Below are 22,527 nucleotides of genomic sequence, written 5' to 3' on the forward strand. Positions count from 1 at the left end.
GGGAATGGGTTGACGATGTAGCGATCGAAGGACCAGCGAACGCGGGCTCAGGGATTCGCCGGTCACCACACAACAGCCGTGCAGACACAGTGCTTTGAGCATAACCCAAAATTTACAAAACACCTAGCAAATTCAAGGCATTTCGAAAAAATCGCGGGTATCGGTACCATGCCATGCGGCCTACCGGTCACGGCTCTCTTTCCGGTACCGGCGCGGCGCAGGCAAAATGCGCGGTACGGCCGGCAAAAAAGTCTGCCGCCGCTTTGTGCGAAGATTCCCGGCGAACCTCGCGCTGTCGAGGCTGCCGCCGACCCAGCATCTTCACTTCATGGATTCCACCGTCCCCGCGGCGCCGCCGTACCTCAATCTGCTCGAACCGCCCGGCCTGATCGCGCGGTTCTTCGCCCACCCGCCACACGGTTTCACCGCCGACGTTTCGCGCGACGGCGTGCCGTACTTCATCGCCCGCTTCGATCTGTTGACGACGCTCGAGCCCGCCGCCAAGAAACGCATCACCGCGCTGCCGCTGTACCGCCGCTGGGGCGAGTGGCTCAAGCCCACGACCTGCTTCGTCGGCACGACGGTGACCGAATACGCGCCGCTGCCGGCACGGGTCGACGCGCCCGCGCTGGCGGCGCGGATCAAGGCGGACTTCGCTCGGCGCCACGCCTTCCTCATCGTCAAGGACCTGCCGCAGGATTCGCCGCTGCTCGACGCCGCGAACAACGCCGCCGCGAAAGCGTTCGCCGACGCCTGCCGCGACGCCGGCTTCGTCCTGCTCGAAGGCCAGGCGCTGGCCTATGTGGCGATCGACTTCGCTTCGACCGAGGAATACCTCGCACGGCTGTCGTCGGGCCGCCGCAAGGACATTCGCCGCAAGCTGCGCAGCGCCGCCGCACTCGAGATCGAGACCGTGCCGCTCGGCGACACGCGCTTCGCCGACGCCGCCGTGCGCACGGAGTACTATTCCCTTTTTCTCAATGTATACAATCAGAGCGAAATCCATTTCGACCTGCCCACGAAGGACTATTTCGATGCGGCCCTGCAGGACGGTTCGAGCGGTGGCGTGGTCTTCGTCTATCGCCGCGAAGGCCGCATGATCGGCTACAACCTCTGCTACGTCTGCGGCGGCAACCTCGTCGACAAGTACGTCGGCTTCGCCTATCCGCAGGCGCGCGAAACGAACCTCTACTTCGTCAGTTGGATGCACAACCTCGACTACGCGCTGCGCCACGGCTTGAAGCACTACATCGCCGGCTGGACCGATCCCGAGATCAAGCGCCACCTCGGCGCGAGATTCACCTTCACGCGCCACGCCGTGCATGCGCGCAATCCGCTGCTGCGCGCGATCCTGCGCCGCTTCTCCGGCACGTTCGAGAGCGACCGCGCGACCCTCGAAGCGAAGTCGCCATGAACCGCCGTCCCGTCGTCCTCGATTTCGACCGCTCGGTCGGCGACCTGCCCGACGCGCTGACCATCGACCTCGCCGGCTGGCAGGAGGCGATCCGCTTCGGCTGCACGAACCGCACGATGGAAAGCCTCGCGCGCAAGCTCGACGCCGAATTGCCTGCCGACCACGGCACGGTGTTCATGGGCAGCGGCGATTTCCATCATCTGACGTGGCCGCTCGTGCGCCGCCTGCGCGGCAAGGGGGCGAATTCAATCGACGGTTTTCAGGTCGTCGTCTTCGACAACCACCCCGACAACATGCGCTTCCCGTTCGGCATCCACTGCGGCTCGTGGGTGCGGCGCGTCGCCGCGCTGCCGTTCGTCAAACACGTGCACGTGCTCGGCATCACCTCGAACGACGTCGACGCCGCGCATGCGTGGGAGAACTACCTGCGCCCGCTCTACGCCGGCAAGCTGACCAACTGGTGCATGGACGTCGATACGCGCTGGGCCGCGCGCATCGGGCTCGGGCGCGCGTTCAAGCTGTTCGCCACGCCCGATGAACTGATCGCGGACTTCCTCGCGCTGCTCGCGCAATCGCCGCAGCCGACCTACCTGTCGATCGACAAGGACGCGCTGAGCCCCGAGACCGCGCGCACAAACTGGGACCAGGGCCGGCTGCTCGAATCGCATCTGAATGCGGTCATCGATGCGCTCGCCGGCCGCCTTGTCGGCAGCGACATCAACGGCGAAGTCTCGGCCTACGAATACGCGACGCCGTGGAAGCGCTGGCTCAGCCACGCCGACGGGCAGGCACCCGTGCCCGCGGGCGAGCTCGCCGCGTGGCAGGAGCAGCAGCGCGCGCTCAACCGCCGCCTGCTCGCGCGCATCCAGGGTTACGGCTAATGTCTCGCCCTCGTTTCCACGAACGATGCGACAATGCGCCGTTTTCCAAAACCGCCCCAAGGATCATCCATGTCCATTTCGATTCACGACATCCTCGTCCCCACCACGAACCGCATGCTCGGCAACACCATCGACGTTCTCAAGAAAGCGGAAAGCTTCGCTGCTGCCAGAAAAATCGACGTCGGCGTACTGCTCAACTCGCGCCTCGCGCCGGACATGTTCCCGCTGATCCGGCAGGTGCAGATCGCCACCGACACGGTCAAGGGCGCAGTGGCACGGCTGACCGGCACCGAAATTCCGTTGTTCCCCGACACCGAGACCACGCTGCCCGAACTCGAGGCGCGCATCGCCAGGACGCTGGAATTCGTCAACTCCATCCCCGCCGAAAAATACGCCGGCAGCGAAGCGAGCGACGTCGTCGTGCCGCGCCGCATCGGCGACCTGCACACCAAGGGCCTGCCGTACCTCGTGCAGTTCGTGCTGCCGAATTTCTATTTCCACGTGACGACGGTCTACGCGATCCTGCGCCACAACGGCGTCGAGATCGGCAAGAACGACTTCCTCGGCATACTCGACGGCGCCTGAACGGCGGCGCGCAGGAGTAAAATTGCCCCCTATCTGAAGATTCCGTCGCCCCGATGCCGTGGGGCGACGCGGCTTCGTGTTCTCGTCGCGGGTTTGCAACCGATGTTCGATGTCGCAGCGCAGTGGTGGGCCAACCTCGTTCTCTGGACCAGCGTCCATGCGGTCGTGCCGATGCTGTCGTTCCTGCACGTCGATCGTCTGATGGGCGATCCGAACGACATCGCCGCGGCGGTACTGATCGCCTTGATCCAGCTCGCGATCATCTCGTGCGTTTTCCGCCCGCTCGAGACGTTCGCGCCGGCGGAGATTCGGGCGGACCGCAAGCTGACGAACATCGATCGCACCTTCACGCTGCTCATGGTGCTGGTGCTCAACCCGGTGTTCGCCTTCCTCGTGCTGACGCCGTTCGCGAACCTGTTCGGTGGCGGTGCCGACGCCGGCGCGACGGCGGAACCGAGCGGCGGGCTGCTGGGTCTGGTTCCCGACATGCAGCGGCATCCGTACCTCGCGTTCTTCCTTTACTACATCGTCTACGACCTGACCTACTACTGGATGCACCGCGCCCAGCACGCGATCCCGTGGTGGTGGGCGCTGCACAGCATGCACCACAGCCAGCGCCAAATGAGTTGCTGGACCAACGACCGCGGCAGCTATCTCGACGGCGTTCTGCAATCGTTCGTGCTCGCCTCGGCCGGTTTGCTGATGGGCGTCGACGCCGAACAGTTCGCGTTGCTCGAACTCGTGAGCGAACTGGTGCAGAACTTTTCGCATACGAATACGCGCATCGGTTTCGGCCGCTTCTTCGAGCGCGTCTTCGTCGCACCGATCTTCCACCGCCTGCACCACATGCGCGTGGACCCGTCGCGGCCCAACCTGCACAACTGCAACTTCGGCCAGGTGCTGTCGGTCTGGGACAACCTGTTCGGCACCGCGCTCTACGGCGAGCCAGTGCGCCCGACCGGCGTCGGCGACCCCACCGTCGACGCCGACAACGGCCGCGGCGTGATCGCGATGCAGTGGGGAGCGCTCAAGCGCTTCTGGGGCGCGCTGCGTTGTGTCGACGGCTGGAAGCTGCAGGAAGTCGCGTTCGACGAGAAGACGTTCAGGCCGATCCCGGTCAGCCACGTCGACCTGCATGCATTCGAGCCCGCCGTGGCCGGCCATGCGCCTTCCCGCATCGAACTGCGGACATGAGCCTGCGCGTCTTTGTCTTCGGTCGGGAACCGGAGTCGGAGTCGAGCTTGTCGAAAACTCCTGCACGGAGATCGCAGAAACTCGACTCTGACTCCGAAACTTGTGACTCCGAAACTTGTGACTCCGAAACTTGGCCACGAAGACGGCTGAACATTCGCCAGCGTCCACCGAAACAGTCGCCTGCCATCACATTCTGTTCTGGCAATAATTCTGCAGGACATAGTCCCTGGCGGCATTCGCGTCATCCAACTGGTCAGGTGGCACGGCGGCTTGGCGTTTCGCGATAATGGACTGCCGGGCGGCTTCCTGAGCGGCTGCGGCGGGGTCCGCGCTGGGCGGTCGAGGTTTTCCGAACAAGATGCTGTCGTACACGTAAGTAGTCGCCGGATTCGGACTGACGTAGCGAAGTGCGTTCAGAACTTCTGCGGAGCAGTTGCCTTGAGCGAGTTCATTTTCCAGATAGTCAAAGGCGTCGGATCGATATTGCTCCAGTTCGTCGCTGGGTACGTCGCCCTTCCTGGCCAAGGCCGGATAGTTCTCTGCATATGACACACGCGCACCGGGATCTCCTGCCGCTGCTGCCGTCTTCAGCCAGTCCGACCACTTCGCCGATTCGTCTGAAACGATGCCCGCGCAGGTGTTTCGTGCCGCTTCCTGCTCGGCAGCGTGCTGAGCCGCATATCGAACGAAGCCGGATTCCTGAGTTTGACCGTCCGCGTTATTCGCGGTCGCCTTCAGGGTCAGTTGAGCTTCCCGGTTCTCGATTTGATCGTTGGTGACTTGCGATACTTCTGCGCAAGCTCGCAGTCCATCGGCCAGCAGTTTCATCGCATAGGGGTCTCCAGCGGCGGCAGCACGGGTTTTCGCCACGATTTCTCTCGGCTTCTTCATATCGACTTTGAAAGCCGATCTTACCGGGCGGTCGCGAGGTGTAACGGGTAGTGTGTCGTTTATCTGGCCGCTCACCAACGTCGCCTTCCAATACGACGCCCCACTCAACAGCCGGGCGCGATGAATCGCGCCCCTACGACAGCGACTGCGCCGCCGCGACGATATCGGCCTCGCCCGGCAGCACGAGGAACGCCGCGCCGGCCAGCGGCGTGTAGGTATCGGCGCCGACGACGCGCTTGAGCGGCGTCGCGCCGAAGCCCGCTTCGGCGATCGCGGTGATGACGCCCTCGCCGATACCGGCGCTGTGGCGGCCTTCGTCGACGATCAGAATGCGCCTTGCCGATTTCGCCTGCGCGGCGATATACGTCTCGTTGAGCGGCACCAGCCAGCGCAGGTCGACGACGCGCACCTTCCACTGGTGCATTTTTTCTATCTCGCGCGCGGCGCGCAAGCTCATCGGCACGCCGTTGCCATAGGTGAAGATGACGAGATCGTTCGCGTCGGCGTCGTAGACCCGGCCTTCGCCGAGCGGCATCGCCTCGAACGGCGCCGGATACGCGAACGACCATGCGCCGTCGCCGGCGGCATGCAAGTCTTTCGTCATATACAGCGCGATCGGCTCGAGGAAAACCGTCACGCGCCCGTCGACCTTGGCCAACGCGGCGAGCGTGCGCAGCATCGTCGCCGCGTCGTCGCCTCGCGAAGGACAACCCACGACGAGGCCGGGGATGTCGCGCAGCGCGGCGATCGAATTGTCGTTGTGGAAATGACCGCCGAAGCCGCGCTGGTAGCCGAGGCCCGCCATGCGCACGAGCATCGGGTTGCGGTACTGGCCGTTCGAAAAGAACTGCAGGCTCGCCGCCTCGCCGCGGATCTGGTCGCACGCATTGTGGAAATACGCGAGGTACTGGATCTCGGGAATCGGCAGCATGCCCATGTTGGCGAAACCCTGCGCCAAGCCGAAGATCATCGTCTCGTCGAGCAGCGTGTTGAACACGCGCGCGCTCTTGAACGCCTTGTGCAGACCCTTGGTCAGCGTGTAGACGCCGCCCTTCTGCGCCACGTCCTCGCCGAACAGCAGGCTTTCGGGGTACTTCGCGAGCAGGTCGTGCAGCGCGTTGTTGATCTGGATCGCGAGATGGCGCGGCGGCCCTTTCTCGGGCAGCTTGTCGGCACCACCGAACACTTTGACGCGCTGCGTCTCGTAGTCGGCGCGCTGCGCTTCGGCCTTCACCTTGTCGGGCGTGTACGGCGCGAGCGGCGCGACGACCTGGGCCAGCGTGGTCAGCTTCGGCGCGCGGTCGGCCTCTTCCGCTGCGGCGAAGCATTTCGCGCGGAAATCCTCGTAGTGCGCGAGCAATTGTTCCTTCGTGTACACGCCCGCTTCGAGCGCGATCGCGGCGCTGCGCAGCAGCGGGTCGGTCGCCTCGACCGCCATCAGTTCCTCGAAGCTGCGCCATTCGATCTCGAAGTCCGTGCCGGCGTGGCCCATGATGCGCGTCGTGCGCAGATGCAGGAAGGTCGGCCGGCGCGTCGTGCGGCAGTGGTGCACGGCACGCGCGACGCCTTCGTAGCCCGCGGCGAGGTCGAGGCCGTCGGCGTAGAAATAGTCGAGGTCGCGGCGATGCTCGAAATTCGCGCGCACCCAGTCGGTCGGCGTCTTCACCGAGATGCCGATGCCGTTGTCTTCGCAGACGAACAGCACCGGCGCCGGCAGCTTCTGGTACGCCGTCCACGCCGCCGCGTTGAACGCGGTCTGCGCGGTGGCGTGATTGGATGAGGCGTCGCCGAACGAGCAGATCGCGATCGAATCCTGCGGCACCGGCAACGTGTGGCCGATACGCCGCGCCTGCTCGATCGCGACCGCCGTGCCGAGCGCCTTCGGCAGATGGGATGCGATCGTCGACGTCTGCGGCAGCACCCAGAGCGGCTTCGAACCCCAGACCTTGTGGCGGCCGCCGCTGGCCGGGTCTTCCGCGCTGGCCGAGAACGACAGCGCCGAATCCATGATCGGATCCATGCCCGGCAACTTGCGGAAACGCTCGGCCATGAAGCCGCCGCTGCGGTAATGCAGGAACGCCGGATCGGTATGCCGCGTGAGGCGCGCGACCATCGCATTGCCCTCGTGCCCCGATGAGCCGATCGTGTAGAACACCTTGTTCTTCACGCGCAATACGCGCGCCATCAGGTCGAGGTGGCGGCTGATCAATTGCGAGTCGAACAACTGCACGAAGTTCTCGCGCGTGCACAGGCTGTGCGGCGTGATCGGGGCCGAAGGGTGGGTGCCGTGCGCCGCGGGCACACCATTCCAATCGCGCACGAACTCGATGAAATTCTGGTCGCAAACCTCGGCGCGGTTGACGTTCTTGTGGCGGGCGGGGATCGGATTGACGGCGGCGTTCATGGCACGATGGTCGGGAAGATTGGCGCGCATCTTATGGCAACGCCGCGCCTGTTCGTAGGGCCAATTCCGGCCGGTTCCGAAAGCGACGATGGCCCACCGAAGACCGGCGGTGCGACAAACGAGCGAAACGCGCACGACGATGATGGGCGCGCGCCCAGCGTCCGGGCTGCCTTCGGCCGCCCGCTTCCTCGGAACGCCTCATCGCCCTTACGTTCCGCATCCGCTGCCCACTAGCCGATTGCGTGGGATACCCAGCTCACTCGCCACGACCACTGCGGGCTTTTCCGAACTCTTGAGCAAGCGAATCGCTTCGCGTTTGAACTCCGCCGTGAACCGCTGTTGCTTTTCCATCGAACACCTCCGTGCGAGGATTGCCCTCGCTTTCCGGTGTCCGAGAAATCAGGTGTGGCCCACCCTTACCCCGACGTAAGCTCCCCCGTCGAGCGGACACTGCAAAAGTAGAGCTTTCGGCGTTGTGGGAACGGTACTGGGCGGGTGTCATGCCGCCAAGGGCGTCGTGGGGACGTTGCTCGTTGTAGTCGATCAGGAACTGCCACGTTGCCTCGCGCACCTCGTCCAGGCGGACGAACAAGTACTGGGCGAGCACCTCCTTGCGGTAGGTGCGGTTGAAGCGTTCGATGTAGGCATTCTGGTTCGGCTTGCCCGGCTGTGTGTACCGGATCGCCATGCCGTGTGCCTTGGCCCATTGCACGAACACCTCGCTCAGGAACTCCGCGCCGTCGTCGGTGCGCAGCACTTGCGGCAGCGCGCGTTCCTGGGCGATGCGCTCGAAGATGCGCACCAGCCGCGCCGAAGTGATCGAGGTGTCGATCTCGATGTGCACCGCCTCGCGGTTGAAGTCGTCGATGAGGTTGAAGGTGCGGAACGGCCGGCCACAGGCCAGCGCATCAAGCATGAAGTCCGCCGACCATACCCGGTCGGGACGTTCGGGCACGTACATCCGCTTGAGCTTGGCGTTCTCCGCTTCCAGCTCCTTCACCCGCCGCATATCCGACGCCTCCATGCCGCCGTACTTCGACTTCCACTGGTAGTACGTCTCCCAGCCTGCCGGCACAAATCCTTCACCGGCACGCCGACGTCGCCTTGCTCGAGAATCGAGACGGTCTGCGTCTCGCTAAACTTCGATTTCTTCACGGAACCTCCTGGCTGGAAAGATGCCAGAAAGTTCTACTTACTGTGTGTCCGCGATCAGCGGAAGCTTACGTGGTCATTCGCGATACGCAGGCGCAAGGGGCGTGGCCATTGCGCAAGGAAGCCGCGGGAATGGACGTCGCTCCGAAAACGCTGCTGCGCGGATATCGCGGCGTTTCTGAAATTGCCCTTACGCGAGCACGCAGAAGATTCCGCCCGAGAAGCGGAATGCTGGGAAACTACAAGGAAAAGCCTACGCGCGCGCGAGGCGCATCACTCAAAAGCAATGCGGCGCTCACTCACCTGTCGCCTTCCCAAAGAGTCGGCGATGAGAAAAAACCCGGATCGGCCGCCTAGGCGGACGCCGCCGCCTGCTGCGCTATTTGACGTGCACGGTAATCTTCTTCGACACGATCGGCGAATCGAACGGCACGTGCGCCAAGTCGGCGAATTCGAGTTGCAACGTATGGTCGCCCGGCGGCAGCGTGATCGTGGCCTCGGTCTGGCCCTTGCCGTAGTGCTTATGGGTGGCGTCGTTCGGGATCGGCGCACCGGCCGGCGGCAGTTCGGCCACGTCGATCAGCAGGTGATGATGCCCGGTGCCCGGCGTCGGGTCGCCGGCCGGGCGGATCGCGATGCCCTTGGCGCCGAACTTGACGGTGAACTCCTGCCCTGTCGTTTCGCCGTCCTTCGGCGAGACGATGAACACCGACGCGCCGGACGGCGCCTTGTGCGGCTCGACGCCGACCGACTTGGCCGCGTCCTGCGCGAAGACCGGACCCGCCGCCAGCAACATCGCGGCGACCAACGAAATGGATTTGCTCATCGCGCTCTCCTGTTCAAGGGACGGCGCAAATCATACGCCCGGCCGCGTTAAGCGGATACGAGCCGCGGAAACGCGGCGGCGCAGGCTCCCGGGTCTGGAAAAAGCCGCCGACCGCCTCCACACTCCCTTCGATGCCAGCGACTTCCGATAGCCAGCGCGCCACCCTGCTCGGCGCATTCCGCCGCCTCATGCCCACGGTATGGCATTACCGCGGGCGCGTGTTCGCGGCGCTGGCCTTCCTCGTCGCGGGCAAACTCGCCAACATCGCCGTGCCGGTCGTGCTCAAGCACCTGGTCGACGGCCTCGACGCGAAGCCCTCGCCGCTCGTCATCCCCGCGCTGCTGCTGATGGCTTACGGCGCGCTGCGCCTATCGACCTCGTTCTTCCAGGAACTGCGCACGATCGTGTTCGCGCGCGTGCTCGCGCGCACCTCGCGCGAGATCACGCTGCGCGTATTCGCGCACTTGCATGGCCTGAGCCTGCGCTTCCATCTCGACCGCCGCACCGGCGGCGTCGCGCGCGACGTCGAGCGCGGCATGACCAGCGTCTCCGATCTGCTCGACTGGACGATCTACACGATCCTGCCGACCCTGTTCGAGATCGCGGTGATCTGCACGATCCTCATGCTCAATTACGACTGGAGCTTTACCGCAATCACGCTGGCGACGCTCGCCGTCTACATCGCCTTCACGTTTTCGATGACCGAGTGGCGCCTGCGCTTCTATCGCGCCGCGAACGAAGCCGACACCGAGGCCAACGCGCGCAACGTCGACGCGCTGCTCAACTACGAGACGGTCAAGTATTTCGGCAACGAACGGCACGAGCTGAAGCGTTTCGACGTGAGCCTGCGCAACCTCGAGGAAGCGACGGTGAAGTCGCAGAAGTCGCTGGCCGCGCTCAATATCGGCCAGACCGCGATCGTCGCGGTCGGACTCACGTTGCTGCTGTGGCGCGCTTCAGCCGGCGTCGTCGCCGGCACGATGAAGATCGGCGACCTCGTCATGGTCAACGCCTTCCTGATCCAGCTGTCGATCCCGCTCAACTACCTCGGCATGGTCTACCGCGAGGTCAAGCAGGCGCTGACCAATATCGAGCGCATGTTCGTCCTGCTTGCCGAGCCGCAGGAGATCCGCGACGCTACCGACGCGAAACCGCTCGCGCTGCATGGCGGCGAAGTGCGCTTCGACGACGTCAGCTTCGGCTACGACGCGCAACGCCGCATTTTATACAATGTGGATTTTTCCATTCCGGCGGGAAAGACCGTCGCCGTCGTCGGCACCACGGGCGCGGGCAAGTCCACGCTTTCGCGCCTGCTCTACCGCTTCTACGACGTCAATGGCGGCGCGATCCGCATCGACGGGCAGGACATCCGCTCGGTGACGCAGGAGTCGCTGCGCAACGCGATCGGCATCGTGCCGCAGGACACCGTGCTGTTCAACGATTCGATCTACTACAACATCGCCTACGGCCGTCCCGACGCCACGCGCGACGAAGTGATCGCCGCCGCGCGCGCCGCGCACATCCACGACTTCATCGCCTCGCTTCCCCAGGGCTACGACACGGGCGTCGGCGAGCGCGGACTGAAGCTTTCCGGCGGCGAGAAACAGCGCGTCGCGATCGCGCGCACGCTGCTCAAGAACCCGACCATTCTCGTGTTCGACGAGGCGACCAGCGCGCTCGACACGCGCACCGAGAAGGTCATCCAGACCGAACTCGCCGAGATCGCACGCGAGCGCACGACGCTCGTCATCGCGCATCGCCTGTCGACGATCGTCGACGCCGACGAGATCCTCGTCCTCGATCACGGCCGCATAGTGGAAAGCGGTACCCACGCCGTCCTGCTCGCGCTCGGCGGCCGCTACGCGGCGCTATGGGCAATGCAGCAGCAGTCGCGCGACGCATCATCCGCGGGGCCTGCCTCCACCGTGGAACTCGCGATCTCTTAGGTGCGATTCAGCGGCCGAAGCCGCCAAGAAACAGTCGAAACAACTCGGCGATGTGCTCGACGTGATTGCCCAGCCGATGATCGTCGTGCAGCAAGGTGATCGCATCGCCGCGCATGCGCGCGAACGCGATCGTCGCGTCGACCGGGCAGAGTTCGTCATTCCAGCCGTGCACCAGCGCGGTCGGCACGCGCGCCGCCTCGAAATTGCGCGCGTGGCCCGGAATCGCCACCGGCAGCGCGATCAGGAACAGGCCGACGCAATCCAGTTCGGTCGAGGCCAGCGCGGAAATGTACGCACCCATGCTCGAGCCGGCGAGCACGACCGGCGCGCCGGCCGGCGCATGCGCCTTGAGCCGCGCAATGCGCTCGCCGATGTAGCGCACGTCGCGGTGCGCGTCGAGGTCGCGATAGTCGGGACGCACGCTGCGCAAGCCGACCGTGTCCGCGGCTTTTGCCAGCGCGGTCACCTTGGTCGCGTCGGGCCCGCTTTCGAGGCCGTGCGAGAGAATCAGGAACGGTTTCATGCCGCGATTATCGCATGCCGCTGGCACGGCCCCGACGCGCATGCGAAACTTGTCCGATGCCAATTCCTGCGCCCGAACTCGTCGTCCACGACTGGCCGTTGCCCTACGAGATCCGGCTCAACCATCGCGAGCTCTCGGCGATCGACCTCGTCGTGATCCACTGCACCGAGTTGCCGGACATGGCGATGACGCGCGAGTTCGGCGAGCGCGTGCACTATCCCGAGAAGGGCACGGGCAACAGCGGGCACTACTACATCACCGAGGCCGGCGGGGTATACCGCTTCGTCGCGCCCGAGCGCGTGGCCAACCATACCAAGGGCTGGAACACGCGTTCGATCGGCATCGAGATGTTCAACCTCGGCCGCTACCCGCACTGGGGCGACAGCCGCCACCAGGCGTTCACCGTGGCCTACACGAAGGAACAGATCGCCGCCCTGCTCGCGCTGCTGCGCCAGCTGCGCCACGACATTCCGAGCCTGCGCTACATCGCCGGCCACGAAGACCTCGACACGCGCCTGGAGCCCGCCAGCGACGATCCGAAAATCCTGCTGCGCCGTCGCCAGGATCCCGGCCCGCTGTTTCCGTGGAACGAGATCGTGCCGGCGTCGGGCCTGGCGCGCTTCCGGCCGTAGCATCCGGCGACCCGCGGCCCGCGTTCCGGAAATCTCAGGTCGCGCGCACGACCAGCCGGCTCGGCAGCATTTCCGACGCGACTTTCTCGCCGCGGGACAGCGCCAGCGCCTTGCGCGCGAGCAGCACGCCGCCTTCGTGCCAGTTCTGGTGCACCGAGGTCAGCGGCGGAATGAACGCCGCGCCGAGCGGCGTATCGTCGTAGCCGACCACGCAGACGTCCTCGGGCACGCGCAGCCCGGCTTCGATCAGCGCGCGCACGGCGCCCATCGCAAGCAGGTCGTTGATCGCGAACACGGCGTCGAAGCGCGTCTTCCTGCGCAGCAGCGCGCGCACGGCGTCGAACCCCGATTCCGCCGTGAACACCTTGGAATCGACCACGGCCGAGGCGACGCCGCGCTTCTTGAGATGCTTCGCAAAGCCGTCGTGCCGCTCGGCCATCTCGGCATGATCGGTGTCGCCGAGGAACACCGGATGGCGGCGTCCGAGCGATATGAAGCGCTCGGCCACGCTCGCGCCGCCCTGGCGGTTGTCGCTGCCGACGACGATATGGACATCGTCCGCGCGAGCTGCGCCCCAGACGACCATCGGCAGGCGCAGGCGGTCGAACAGGTGCACGGCCTGCTGCCTCGCGCCCTGGCCGAGCAGGATCACCGCGTCGGCCGCCTGCACCGCCGGCGCGAGCGCGCCCTGGCGCGTGGTCAGCAACACGCTGTAGTTCGCCGTCGCCAGTTCCTGGGCGATGCCGCCGAGCAGTTCGAGCGGGTACGGATCGGACATCGGCCGGCCCACGCTCGGCGTCATCTCGACGATGACCGCGATCGTATGGCTCTGGCGCAGGCGCAGGTTGCGCGCGCTGACGTTGAGCTTGTAGCCGTGTTCGGCGGCGAGCGCGCGCACCTTGTCGCGCGTCTGCGCGGAAACGATGCCGTTTTCGCTGAGCGCGCGCGAAACGGTGATCTTCGACACGCCGGCGAGCTTGGCGAGATCGGCCATCGTCAGCGCGCCTTCGTGCGCACGCAGCGTGCCGTCGTTGCGTTTCGGTTTCGTCATGCGCTGCATCAAATCGTTCGACCGGCGGCGCCGGATCGGAGGCGCTAGTGTGGCGTCTGGCCGCCCTCCCGTCCATTCTGCAAAGACTGCGTGGAAATGTGCATTCGCAGCAACCGGTATCGATGTATTGATATCGATACCAGTCGGTGTTAGCGTGCGCGCCGTGTCGCCGTCCGACGACAGACGCGCAGCAGCGCGCGGGCCGGACGGCGAGGGAGAGGAGCACCCGATGTCACTGCACAAGTCCGCAGCGCACGCACCTGCCGAGGCCGGCGGCGATCCGTCGCCCGCACGGCCGGCGACGGACGCGCTGCGCATCGTGCAGACGCAGTGGCTGCCCGCGCGGGCCGCGCGCGACGAAACCCTGTTCGCGCTGGCCGACGGCGCGCTCGGCGTACGCGGCGGTTGCGAGGAATCGGCGAGCGCGACACAGGGCACGTTCATCGCCGGAGTATGGGAGCGCAGCGCGATCCACTATCACGAGCGCCACCACGGCTTCGCGCGCACCACCGATACGCGCGTGCCGGTGGCCGACGCGACCGCGATCCGCATCTTCCTCGGCGACGCGCCGGCCGACCCGGCGTGCGGCGAGGTGCTGGCGTTCGAGCGCACGCTAGACCTGCGCACCGGCATGCTGTCGCGCCGGCTCGCGTTCCGCACGGCGGACGGCGCGACGTTCGAAGTGAAAGCGCAGCGCATCGTGCCGTTCGCGCACCCGGGCCTGCTGTGCATCCGCTGGACGCTGCGCTCGCTGGCCTACGCGGGCCCGGTCACGCTCGAATCCGCGATCGTCGGCGACGTCGCCGCGGCGGCGCAGGGCGACGATCCGCGTTTCGGCACCGGCGCCGGCCTCGCCCTGCGCATCACCGACGCGTTCGCCGATGCGCACGAGGCGCGCCTCGCGCAACGCACGCGCGCAAGCGCGGTCGGCGTGGCCTGCGTGCAGCGCCATCGCATCGAGGGCGCCGTTTTCGCCGAGGCCGACGCGGACGCCGGCGGCGCGCGCCAGCGCCATGTCGCACAACTCGCGCCGGGCGCCGAGGTCACGATCGAGAAGTATGTCGCCTACGCATGGAGCCGGCCCGGCGGCGACGAGCCCGATGCGGCATTGTACAAATTCGCACAAAGTAAACTCGATGCGGCGATGGCGCGCGGCTTCGACGAGCTGGCGCGCGCGCAGGCATCCGAATTCGCCGAGTTCTGGGACGACGCCGGCATCGCCATCGATTCGGCCGCCGGCAACGGCGACGGCGAGGCGCTCGCCTTCAACCTGTTCCACCTGTTCCAGTCGGCGAACCGCGACGGCACCGGCGGCATCGCCGCCAAGGGCCTGACCGGCGAGGGCTACGAAGGCCACGTGTTCTGGGATTCGGAAACCTTCGTCCTGCCGGTGCTCGCATTCACCGCGCCGCAATGGATGAAGCCGAGTCTGGTCTGGCGCTACCACACGCTCGAACGGGCGCGCATCCATGCGCGGGAAATGGGGCACGCGCAAGGCGCGCTGTATCCGTGGCGCACGATCTCGGGCGACGAATGCTCGGCGCACTATCCTTCGGGCTCGGCGCAGTACCACATCAACGCGGCGATCGCCTATGCCGTGCGCCTGTACGTCGAGGCGACGGACGACGCGGCCTTCCTCGCCGCGATGGGCGCGGAGATCCTCGTCGAGACCGCGCGCATCTGGCTCGAGATCGGCTTCTTCAATCCGCGCCGCGGCGACCGCTTCTGCATCTGCGCCGTGACCGGCCCCGATGAGTACACCGCGCTGGTCGACAACAACTACTACACCAACCGCATGGCGCAGGAACATCTGCGCTACGCCGCGTCGACGCTGCGCGCGCTCGCCACGCGTTCGCCCGACGTTTATTCCGGCCTGCTCGCACGGCTCGCGCTGGACGAAAGCGAAATCGCCGCATGGTCGCGCGCCGCCGAAGCGATGTACCTGCCCTTCGACGAGAAACTCGGCATCGTCGCGCAGGACGACACCTTCCTCGACAAGCCGAAGTGGGACATCGCCGGCACGCCGCCGGAAGAGCTCCCGCTGCTGATGCACAACCATCCGCTGACGCTGTATCGCCACCAGGTGTGCAAGCAGGCCGATGCGCTGCTCGCGTTCGTGCTCGCCGACGACTCCCGGATCGATCCCGCCGTGATCGAGCGCAGCTTCGACTACTACGAAGCGATCACGATGCACGACTCCACCCTGTCGCCGTCGACGTTCGGCATCCTCGCCGCCCGCCTCGGCCGCGGCGCCAGGGCGCAGGAGTATTTCCGCGAGAACCTGCGCATCGACCTCGACGACCTGCACCACAACACCAGTCACGGCGCGCACATGGCGGCGATGGGCGGAAGCTGGCTCGGCCTCGCCTGGGGCTTCGGCGGCCTGCGCGTGCGCGACGGCGTGCCGCACTTCGATCCGATGCTGCCGCCGGGCTGGTGCGGCTATCGCTTCGGCCTCGTCTGGCGCGGACGCAAGCTGCGCATCGCGGTCGATGCGCACTGCGCAAGCTACGAACTGCGCGAAGGCGCGCCGCTCGAGATCGTCCACCATGGCGAGCGGACGACTCTCGTTCCGGGCGGTGCGCGGACCTTCGCGCTTCGCGCTTCGCCGGTTCCGGATCCACGAATCCCGATTCCCGGCTCTTTCAAAGCCGTGATCTTCGACCTCGACGGCGTGCTCGCCGATACCGCGCATTTGCACCATGCCGCGTGGAAGCGCCTCGCCGGCGAACTCGGCCTGCCGTGGAACGATGCGATCGGCGAGAAGCTCAAGGGCGTCGACCGCATGGCTTCGCTCGACATCGTGCTCGGCGATGCGGCGACGAAGTACGCCGATGCGCGCAAGCGCGAACTGGCCGACCGCAAGAACGGCTATTACCGGAAAGCGATCGAGGCATTTTCGGCCAACGACCTGCTGCCCGGCGCGCGCGCCGCGCTCGAAGCCGCGCGCGCAGCGGGGCTGAAGACCGCGCTCGCCTCGGCCAGCCGCAGCGCGCGCGAACTGGCCGAGCGCCTCGGCATCGCCGGCCTGTTCGACCACATCGTCGACTCGGCCACGATCGCGCGCGCCAAGCCCGATCCGGAAATCTTCCTGCGCGCCGCGCAGGCGCTCGGCGTCGCCCCGCGCGACTGCCTCGGCATCGAGGACGCGCAGGCCGGCGTCGCCGCGATCAAGGCCGCCGGCATGGCCGCGCTCGGCATCGGCGACGCGCGCGTGCTGCACGAGGCCGACGCGGTGCTGCCCGATCTCGCCCATTTCGATTTGAGGAAATTCGTTGTGAACAAGTCCGTGGAAAAAAACTGAAGCTGCAAGACCTGACCGCCGCAGGTCCGCGAACCCGAATCGCGGACCGAGGGCAAAACGATACGTCCCAAACTTTGGAGGGAGAAACCATGAAACAGACAACCGCACGCCACCCGAAAACCCGGCGCCCATGCACAATCCGGCTCGCGCTGACGACCGCGATTCTTGCTGCATTGAGCCCGATGGTCATGGCCGCCGACGCCGCACCGGCCGCCGATCCGCAAACGACACCCGCCTCGACCGACCAGAACAGGAACACCGCGAACACCGCTGCCAAGTCGGAAACCCAGTCGCTCGAAGGCATCGTCGTCACCGGCGCCGCGTCGGCAGGCGGCGTCAAGAAACTCGACGCCAGTTACGAAATCACCGCGGCCAATGCCGAGCAGATCAAGCAGGCCAATCCGAAGAGCACGGCCGACATCCTCAAGATCTCGCCCGGACTGTGGCCGGAATCCTCCGGCGGCCAGACCGGCGCGAACATCGAAATCGCCGGCTTCCCCGGCGGCGGCGACGCGCCGTTCTTCACGATGATGGTGCAAGGCACGCCGCTGTACGGCATGTCTTCGCTGTCGTTCATGGAATCGAGCTCGATGGTGCGTCTCGACGACACGATCGAACGCGTCGAAATCGTGCAGACCGGTCCCGGCGTGCTCTACGGCGCGGGCCAGATGGGCGCGACCGCGAACTTCATCCTCAAGCAGGGCACCTCGGAGCCGTCCGGCTCGATCGGCGTCACCTACGGCGACGAAGGCCTGATCCGCGTCGACGGTTTCTTTGGCGGCAAGCTGGCCGACGGCTGGTACGGCAGCATCGGCGGTTTCTGGCGCCAGTCCGATGGCGTGCGCAGCCCGCAGTTCAAGGCCGACGACGGCTACCAGTTGACCGGCACGCTGACCCACGACCTCGACAACGGCTCGGTCATGCTGTGGGCGCGCATGCTCGACGACAAGAACCAGTTCATGGTGCCGACGCCGATGATCGAGGATGCGAGCGGCAATCTGTCGCTCTATCCGGGCTTCAATGCGTTGACCGACACTTACGGCAGCAAGGCCATCCAGCACGTCACCCTGGTCAATCCCGCGGGCGGCACCGAGCAGGCCGACCTCGCCAACGGCCGCGGCGCCAACATGAACTACTTCGGCGGCAACTACGACGCCGAGTTCGGCGGCTGGACCGTGTCCGACAAGTTCCTCTGGAGCGGCGGTCAGCTCAACACCAATGCGCTGTTTTCGGGTTCGAATCCGGCGCCGCTGGGCTATTATCTCTACGGCTGCAACTACAACAGTACGCTGGCGAACCAATACTGCGCGGCCAAAGACGGCAACACGCTGAATTACCCGCTGAGCCAGAACGTCAGCTACACCGGTGCAAGCAGCCTCGACCAGAGCGTGATCAAGCAGGGCTGGTGGTTCATCCAGAAGGACCTGCGCAACCTCAACAACGATTTCCGCGTCAGCAAGGAAATCTTCGACGGCAACACGCTGACCGCCGGCGTCTACCTCGCCCACTACACCGACGACGACAATTGGTCGCTCGGCAACCCGATGCTGATGACCAACACGCCCAACGCCACGCCGGTCACGCTGAGCTACGTGTCGGGCGGCAACACTTACTACATCACCAGCCCGCAGGGCATCATCAGTTACGGCGCGGGTTACAACATCATCGAGCACGGCATCGGCAACAACAAGGCGTTTTACCTCGCCGACTCGTGGCGCTTCGCTGATCGCTTCCTGTTCGATATCGGCAGCCGCGTCGAGAACATCAGCGTTAACCAACGCACCTGCCAGCAGACCAATGTCGGTCTCGACGATAACCAGTACACGCTGTGGGACAACAGTGCCCAGATCTGCAAGCGCGACAGCGCCGGGAACATCGTCTACAACACGCTGCACTACGACAAGACCCATCCGTCGTTCACCGCCGGCCTGAACTACGAGATCGCCGACAACATGTCCGCCTACCTGCGCGTGTCGAGCGGCGGCCATTTCGACGACTTCGACAACGGCATCCGCGGCAGCGGTGGCAACTTCGCGCCGATGCAGAAGATCCGCAACTTCGAGTACGGCTTCAAGTGGCAGACCGACTGGGTCTACGCCGACCTCTCCGCCTACCATCGCCAGTTCACGGGTTTGACCACGAGCGCCACCGACAACAACAACACGCCGCTCGACTGCAACGGCAAGTCGACCGCGGAAAGCGGCCTGCCCCAGTGCACGGCGATCTACGGCGCGGACACCAAGGGCTTCAACGGCCACGTCGTGCTCACCCCGGTCGAGAACTTCAAGATCGACGCTCTGGTCGCGTTGATGTACGGCCATTACTCGCACCAGAACGGCTACGCCATCGAAACGGACGTCAACGGCAACGAGTTCAAGGTCAATTTCGACGGCCAGCCGCTGCAGCGCCAGCCGATGCAGCGCTACATGGTCACGCCCAGCTACAAGTTCGTCGTCAACGACGACTTCAACATCATGCCGTTCGTGACCTTCACCTACGTCGGCCAACGCTACGAGGACCAGACCGGTTTGGCACCGCTCGGCAAGTACCACACCTGGGACTTCGGCATCGTCGCCAACTACGGCAAGAACTGGCAGTTTCGCGTGCAAGGCACGAACCTGACCAACGAGATCGGCCTGACCGAAGGCAACGCGCGCGTCGCCGGCGTGCCGACCGGTCCGGAAGGCGTGCTGCTCGCGCGCTCGATCGAAGGCCGCGAAATCAACATCCAGGCGAAGTACCAGTTCTAGTTTTGTTCGTCCTCTCCGACGAGCGGCCCGAAGCGCTCTCCCAACGCCACTCGGGCCGCCATTTTTTTACAGACGAGCGATTCGCCGTGGACGAGCGGCGATAAAGGGCAACCTGATTCGCGTCGAAGTTCAACCAAATTTTTCCTTCTCCCACCGGGAGAAGGGTTTCACCATGAATGTTCGAGATGCTTTGGCTGAACTTGGACGCGAATCAGAAAGGGGAATGAACGGATCGGATCGGATCGGATCGGTCGCCGCGCCGCGGCGACGGGGGAAATCCGCGAAATATCGAAAGTCGAAATCCGCATTTCGGCGGCAATGCGGTGCACGGAATTCTTCCGCACGCCTTCATCACCACCTTGGGGAGAAACATGAAACAACCGAAATTGCGCGCGCTTACCCTGGCCTTCGCCATATCCTGCGCGCTGTCTTTGCCGATCCATGCCGCCGATGAGGCGCAGGCGCAAACGAGCGGCGCGACGACGACGCCGAAAACCCAAACCGACGCCGCAGCGGACAGCACGCAGTCGCTCGACAGCGTCGTCGTCACCGGCACGGCGACGGTCGGCGGCGTGAAGAAAATCGACGCGGCCTACAACATCGTCTCGGCCAACGCGGCGGAGATCAAGCAGGCGAACCCGAAATCGACCGCCGACCTGCTGCGCATCTCGCCCGGCATCTGGCCCGAGTCGAGCGGCGGCCAGATGGGCGCGAACGTGGAGGTGGCGGGTTTTCCGAGCGGCTCCGGCACGCCGTTCTTCACGACGCAGATCATGGGATCGCCGCTGTACGGCATGCCGGTGCTGTCGTTCATGGACACGACTTCGATGTTCCGCCTCGACGACACGACGCAGCGCGTGGAGATCGTGCAGGGCGGCCCGGGCGTGGTCTACGGCGGCGGCCAGATCGGCGCCACCGCGAACTTCATTCTCAAGCAGGGCACGGCGGAGCCTTCCGGCAGCGCCGCGATCACCTACGGCAACGAAGGGCTCTGGCGCTTCGACGGCTTCTACGGCTTCAAGCTGGCGGAGGGGTGGTACGGCAGCGTCGGCGGCTTCTGGCGCACCAGCGACGGCGTGCGCAAGACGCAGTTTCCGGCCGACCGCGGCGGCCAGCTCACCGCGACGCTGACCCACGATCTCGACAACGGCTCGTTCACGCTCTACGCGCGCCGGCTCGTCGACCGCAACCAGTTCATCACGCCGATTCCGCTGCTCCAGAGCGGGGCGGACGACTTCAGCGCCTACCCCGGCTTCGATCCGCTGACCAGCACGTACTACGGCAACAACCTGCGCTATTTCCACCTCGCCGGCTACCCGGGCGGCGGCACCACGGTCGATCTCGGCACGGGCAGCCGCAGCGCGGTGATGAGCTTCTTCGGCGGCAATTTCGATTACGACATCGGCGGATTCGCGCTCTCCGACAAGTTCCTCTACAACGACGGCGAACTGGTCAACCGCTCGCTGTTCTCGGGCACCAATCCCAAGCCGCTGAGCTATTACCTGTACGGCTGCAACATCGCGCAGCCGACCGGATATTGCAGCAGCGCGAACAAGCCGAACGATGCGGACACGCTCTCGCTCGCCGCGGGCACGCCGGTCAGCGCGACCTACACCTCGGGCGGCGACGTGGCGCTGGACCAGAGCATCATCCACCAGGGCCTGTGGTACATGCGCAAGCGTCTGAAGAACATCAACAACGAACTGCGCCTGAGCCGCGAACTGTTCGAGGGCAACACGCTCACCGCCGGCCTGTATCTCGCCCACTACACCGACGCCGACAAGTGGACGCAGGGCAACCAGTTGCTGATGACCAACACGCCGAACGCGCGCCCGTTCACGGTGAGCTACGTGCTCAACGGCGTGACCAAGTACCTCTCCGACTATCAGGGCTTCCTCGACTACGGCACCAACAACCTCACCGAGGGCGGCGCGGCGAACAACAAGGCGTTGTTCCTCTCCGACACCTGGCGCCTGGACCGCTGGCTGTTCGACGCCTCGGCGCGCGTGGAGAACGAGGCCGCGCACTTCCTCGTCTGCCAGCTTGCCAAGGTCAACCTCGACGGCGACGTCAACACGCTCTACGACAACGCGATGACGGTGTGCAACGGCAAGTTCGCGCGCACCGACTACGACAAGACGCATCCGGCGTTCACCGTCGGCGCCAACTACCGGCTCGCCGACAACATGACGGTGTGGGCGCGCGCGACCAAGGGCCCGCACTTCGGCGACTTCGACAACGCGATGCGCGGCTTCACCACCGGCAACACGCCGCCGTTGCAGAAGATGCAGCGCTTCGAGGTCGGCTACAAATACCAGTCCGACCTGCTCTACGCCGACCTGTCCGCCTACCACATCCAGTTCAGCGGTTTGACCTACACGCTCACCGACGGCACCGGCGTTCCGAGCAAGGACGCGAACGGCAACCAGTTGCCGCCGGCGATCTACGGTTCGGACTCGAAGGGACTCAACGCCAACCTGACGCTGACGCCGATCGAGAACCTGAAGCTTGCCCTGGTCGGAAACTACATGGACGGCCACTATTCGCATTACGACGCCTGCATCAAGTACACCGACATCAACGGCGCCGCCCAATGCGCGCCGATCGACGGCGTGCAGTTGCAGCGCCAGCCGAAATCGCGCTTCGCGTTCACGCCGAGCTACCGCATTCCGTTCGACTGGGGCGAGCTTTCCGCCTTCGTCACCTGGACGCACGTCGGCAACCACACCCAGGACCTTTCCGGCCTGCAACAGCTCGGCACGTACAGCACCGTGGATTTTGGCGTGCTCGCCAGCGTCGGCAAACAGTGGCAGTTCAGCCTGCAGGGCACCAACATGACCAACGCGCTCGGCCTGACCGAAAGCAACTCGCGCATCTTCGGCGTGGCGAGCAGCAGCGGCGGCGTGCTGCTTGCGCGGCCGATCGAGGGGCGCGAGGTCAACGTGCAGGCCAAATACCTTTTCTGACGCGAAAG

Annotated in this window: 16 protein-coding genes and 1 pseudogene; 10 read left to right on the forward strand and 7 right to left on the reverse strand. The window is 65.4% G+C overall.

Annotation, left to right across the window (positions count from 1 at the left end; genetic code table 11):
- Nucleotides 1-328: 328 nt before the first annotated feature.
- The 4 genes from QM741_RS17745 (at nt 329) to QM741_RS17760 (ending at nt 4,074) form a co-directional block, all read left to right on the forward strand.
- Nucleotides 329-1,414 carry a GNAT family N-acetyltransferase gene (locus QM741_RS17745; protein WP_415208955.1) on the forward strand — a complete coding sequence of 362 codons (1,086 nt, stop codon included), beginning with the start codon at nt 329-331 and terminating at the stop codon, nt 1,412-1,414.
- Nucleotides 1,411-2,295, forward strand: coding sequence for a hypothetical protein (locus QM741_RS17750; RefSeq protein WP_415208956.1), 885 nt, complete (start codon nt 1,411-1,413; stop codon nt 2,293-2,295). Before QM741_RS17745 ends, QM741_RS17750 begins: the two co-directional genes overlap by 4 nt.
- 69 nt (nt 2,296-2,364) lie before the next feature.
- Nucleotides 2,365-2,880, forward strand: a complete 516-nt coding sequence (locus QM741_RS17755) for a DUF1993 domain-containing protein (protein ID WP_415208957.1) — start codon at nt 2,365-2,367, stop codon at nt 2,878-2,880.
- 102 nt (nt 2,881-2,982) lie between these two features.
- Nucleotides 2,983-4,074 (forward strand): sterol desaturase family protein, encoded by a 1,092-nt coding sequence (locus QM741_RS17760; RefSeq protein WP_415208958.1) that lies wholly within the window; start codon nt 2,983-2,985, stop codon nt 4,072-4,074.
- 186 nt (nt 4,075-4,260) lie between these two features.
- Here QM741_RS17760 and QM741_RS17765 read toward each other — a convergent pair whose 3' ends face one another.
- The 4 genes and pseudogenes from QM741_RS17765 to QM741_RS17780 form a co-directional block, all read right to left on the reverse strand.
- Nucleotides 4,261-5,040 carry a hypothetical protein gene (locus QM741_RS17765; protein ID WP_415208959.1) on the reverse strand — a complete coding sequence of 260 codons (780 nt, stop codon included), beginning with the start codon at nt 5,038-5,040 and terminating at the stop codon, nt 4,261-4,263.
- A gap of 58 nt (nt 5,041-5,098) precedes the next feature.
- Entirely contained in the window at nt 5,099-7,369 is a 2,271-nt protein-coding gene (locus tag QM741_RS17770) for a thiamine pyrophosphate-dependent enzyme (protein WP_415208960.1), read from the reverse strand.
- A 207-nt stretch (nt 7,370-7,576) separates the two neighbouring features.
- Nucleotides 7,577-7,720, reverse strand: coding sequence for a transposase (locus QM741_RS17775; RefSeq protein WP_415208961.1), 144 nt, complete (start codon nt 7,718-7,720; stop codon nt 7,577-7,579).
- A gap of 100 nt (nt 7,721-7,820) precedes the next feature.
- Nucleotides 7,821-8,524: pseudogene (locus QM741_RS17780) on the reverse strand (IS3 family transposase); the annotation flags it as partial.
- A 69-nt stretch (nt 8,525-8,593) separates the two neighbouring features.
- Here QM741_RS17780 and QM741_RS17785 point away from each other — a divergent pair.
- Nucleotides 8,594-8,878 (forward strand): hypothetical protein, encoded by a 285-nt coding sequence (locus QM741_RS17785; protein ID WP_415208962.1) that lies wholly within the window; start codon nt 8,594-8,596, stop codon nt 8,876-8,878.
- A 22-nt stretch (nt 8,879-8,900) separates the two neighbouring features.
- On the opposite strand, the gene QM741_RS17790 is transcribed toward QM741_RS17785, so the two are convergent.
- On the reverse strand, nt 8,901-9,347 hold the full coding sequence (locus QM741_RS17790; protein ID WP_415208963.1) for a DUF4399 domain-containing protein: 447 nt from the start codon (nt 9,345-9,347) through the stop codon (nt 8,901-8,903).
- Between the two features lie 131 nt (nt 9,348-9,478).
- Here QM741_RS17790 and QM741_RS17795 point away from each other — a divergent pair, with 131 nt between their 5' ends.
- Nucleotides 9,479-11,293, forward strand: a complete 1,815-nt coding sequence (locus QM741_RS17795; RefSeq protein WP_415208964.1) for an ABCB family ABC transporter ATP-binding protein/permease — start codon at nt 9,479-9,481, stop codon at nt 11,291-11,293.
- Nucleotides 11,294-11,300: 7 nt separating this feature from the next.
- On the opposite strand, the gene QM741_RS17800 is transcribed toward QM741_RS17795, so the two are convergent.
- The gene (locus QM741_RS17800) at nt 11,301-11,816 is read right to left on the reverse strand and encodes an alpha/beta family hydrolase (RefSeq protein WP_415208965.1); all 516 of its coding nucleotides are present in this window, start codon (nt 11,814-11,816) and stop codon (nt 11,301-11,303) included.
- 56 nt (nt 11,817-11,872) lie between these two features.
- Here QM741_RS17800 and QM741_RS17805 point away from each other — a divergent pair, with 56 nt between their 5' ends.
- The gene (locus QM741_RS17805) at nt 11,873-12,448 is read left to right on the forward strand and encodes an N-acetylmuramoyl-L-alanine amidase (RefSeq protein ID WP_415208966.1); all 576 of its coding nucleotides are present in this window, start codon (nt 11,873-11,875) and stop codon (nt 12,446-12,448) included.
- Nucleotides 12,449-12,482: 34 nt separating this feature from the next.
- Here QM741_RS17805 and QM741_RS17810 read toward each other — a convergent pair whose 3' ends face one another.
- Nucleotides 12,483-13,499: a LacI family DNA-binding transcriptional regulator gene (locus QM741_RS17810; RefSeq protein ID WP_415208967.1), complete on the reverse strand. Its 1,017-nt coding sequence runs from the start codon at nt 13,497-13,499 to the stop codon at nt 12,483-12,485.
- A 229-nt stretch (nt 13,500-13,728) separates the two neighbouring features.
- On the opposite strand from QM741_RS17810, the gene pgmB reads away from it, so the two are divergent.
- The 3 genes from pgmB to QM741_RS17825 all read left to right on the forward strand — a co-directional run bounded on the left by pgmB (nt 13,729) and on the right by QM741_RS17825 (nt 22,519).
- On the forward strand, nt 13,729-16,803 hold the full coding sequence (gene pgmB / locus QM741_RS17815) for a beta-phosphoglucomutase (RefSeq protein ID WP_415208968.1): 3,075 nt from the start codon (nt 13,729-13,731) through the stop codon (nt 16,801-16,803).
- 89 nt (nt 16,804-16,892) lie between these two features.
- Nucleotides 16,893-19,553 carry a TonB-dependent receptor gene (locus QM741_RS17820; protein ID WP_415208969.1) on the forward strand — a complete coding sequence of 887 codons (2,661 nt, stop codon included), beginning with the start codon at nt 16,893-16,895 and terminating at the stop codon, nt 19,551-19,553.
- Nucleotides 19,554-19,924: 371 nt separating this feature from the next.
- Complete coding sequence (locus QM741_RS17825; protein WP_415208970.1) at nt 19,925-22,519, forward strand: TonB-dependent receptor domain-containing protein; 2,595 nt, start codon at nt 19,925-19,927, stop codon at nt 22,517-22,519.
- Nucleotides 22,520-22,527: the final 8 nt, after the last annotated feature.

The sequence above is a fragment of the Rudaea sp. genome, assembly GCF_047601565.1.
Classification (GTDB): Bacteria; Pseudomonadota; Gammaproteobacteria; order Xanthomonadales; family Rhodanobacteraceae; genus Rudaea.

What these genes read in the sequence shown, in the direction of transcription:
- QM741_RS17745 (WP_415208955.1), top strand. Translation starts at nt 329, where the DNA reads ATGGATTCCACCGTCCCCGCGGCGCCGCCGTACCTCAATCTGCTCGAA.
- QM741_RS17750 (WP_415208956.1), top strand. Translation starts at nt 1,411, where the DNA reads ATGAACCGCCGTCCCGTCGTCCTCGATTTCGACCGCTCGGTCGGCGAC.
- QM741_RS17755 (WP_415208957.1), top strand. Translation starts at nt 2,365, where the DNA reads ATGTCCATTTCGATTCACGACATCCTCGTCCCCACCACGAACCGCATG.
- QM741_RS17760 (WP_415208958.1), top strand. Translation starts at nt 2,983, where the DNA reads ATGTTCGATGTCGCAGCGCAGTGGTGGGCCAACCTCGTTCTCTGGACC.
- QM741_RS17770 (WP_415208960.1), bottom strand. Translation starts at nt 7,369, where the DNA reads ATGAACGCCGCCGTCAATCCGATCCCCGCCCGCCACAAGAACGTCAAC.
- QM741_RS17775 (WP_415208961.1), bottom strand. Translation starts at nt 7,720, where the DNA reads ATGGAAAAGCAACAGCGGTTCACGGCGGAGTTCAAACGCGAAGCGATT.
- QM741_RS17790 (WP_415208963.1), bottom strand. Translation starts at nt 9,347, where the DNA reads ATGAGCAAATCCATTTCGTTGGTCGCCGCGATGTTGCTGGCGGCGGGT.
- QM741_RS17795 (WP_415208964.1), top strand. Translation starts at nt 9,479, where the DNA reads ATGCCAGCGACTTCCGATAGCCAGCGCGCCACCCTGCTCGGCGCATTC.
- QM741_RS17800 (WP_415208965.1), bottom strand. Translation starts at nt 11,816, where the DNA reads ATGAAACCGTTCCTGATTCTCTCGCACGGCCTCGAAAGCGGGCCCGAC.
- QM741_RS17805 (WP_415208966.1), top strand. Translation starts at nt 11,873, where the DNA reads ATGCCAATTCCTGCGCCCGAACTCGTCGTCCACGACTGGCCGTTGCCC.
- QM741_RS17810 (WP_415208967.1), bottom strand. Translation starts at nt 13,499, where the DNA reads ATGACGAAACCGAAACGCAACGACGGCACGCTGCGTGCGCACGAAGGC.
- pgmB (WP_415208968.1), top strand. Translation starts at nt 13,729, where the DNA reads ATGTCACTGCACAAGTCCGCAGCGCACGCACCTGCCGAGGCCGGCGGC.
- QM741_RS17820 (WP_415208969.1), top strand. Translation starts at nt 16,893, where the DNA reads ATGAAACAGACAACCGCACGCCACCCGAAAACCCGGCGCCCATGCACA.
- QM741_RS17825 (WP_415208970.1), top strand. Translation starts at nt 19,925, where the DNA reads ATGAAACAACCGAAATTGCGCGCGCTTACCCTGGCCTTCGCCATATCC.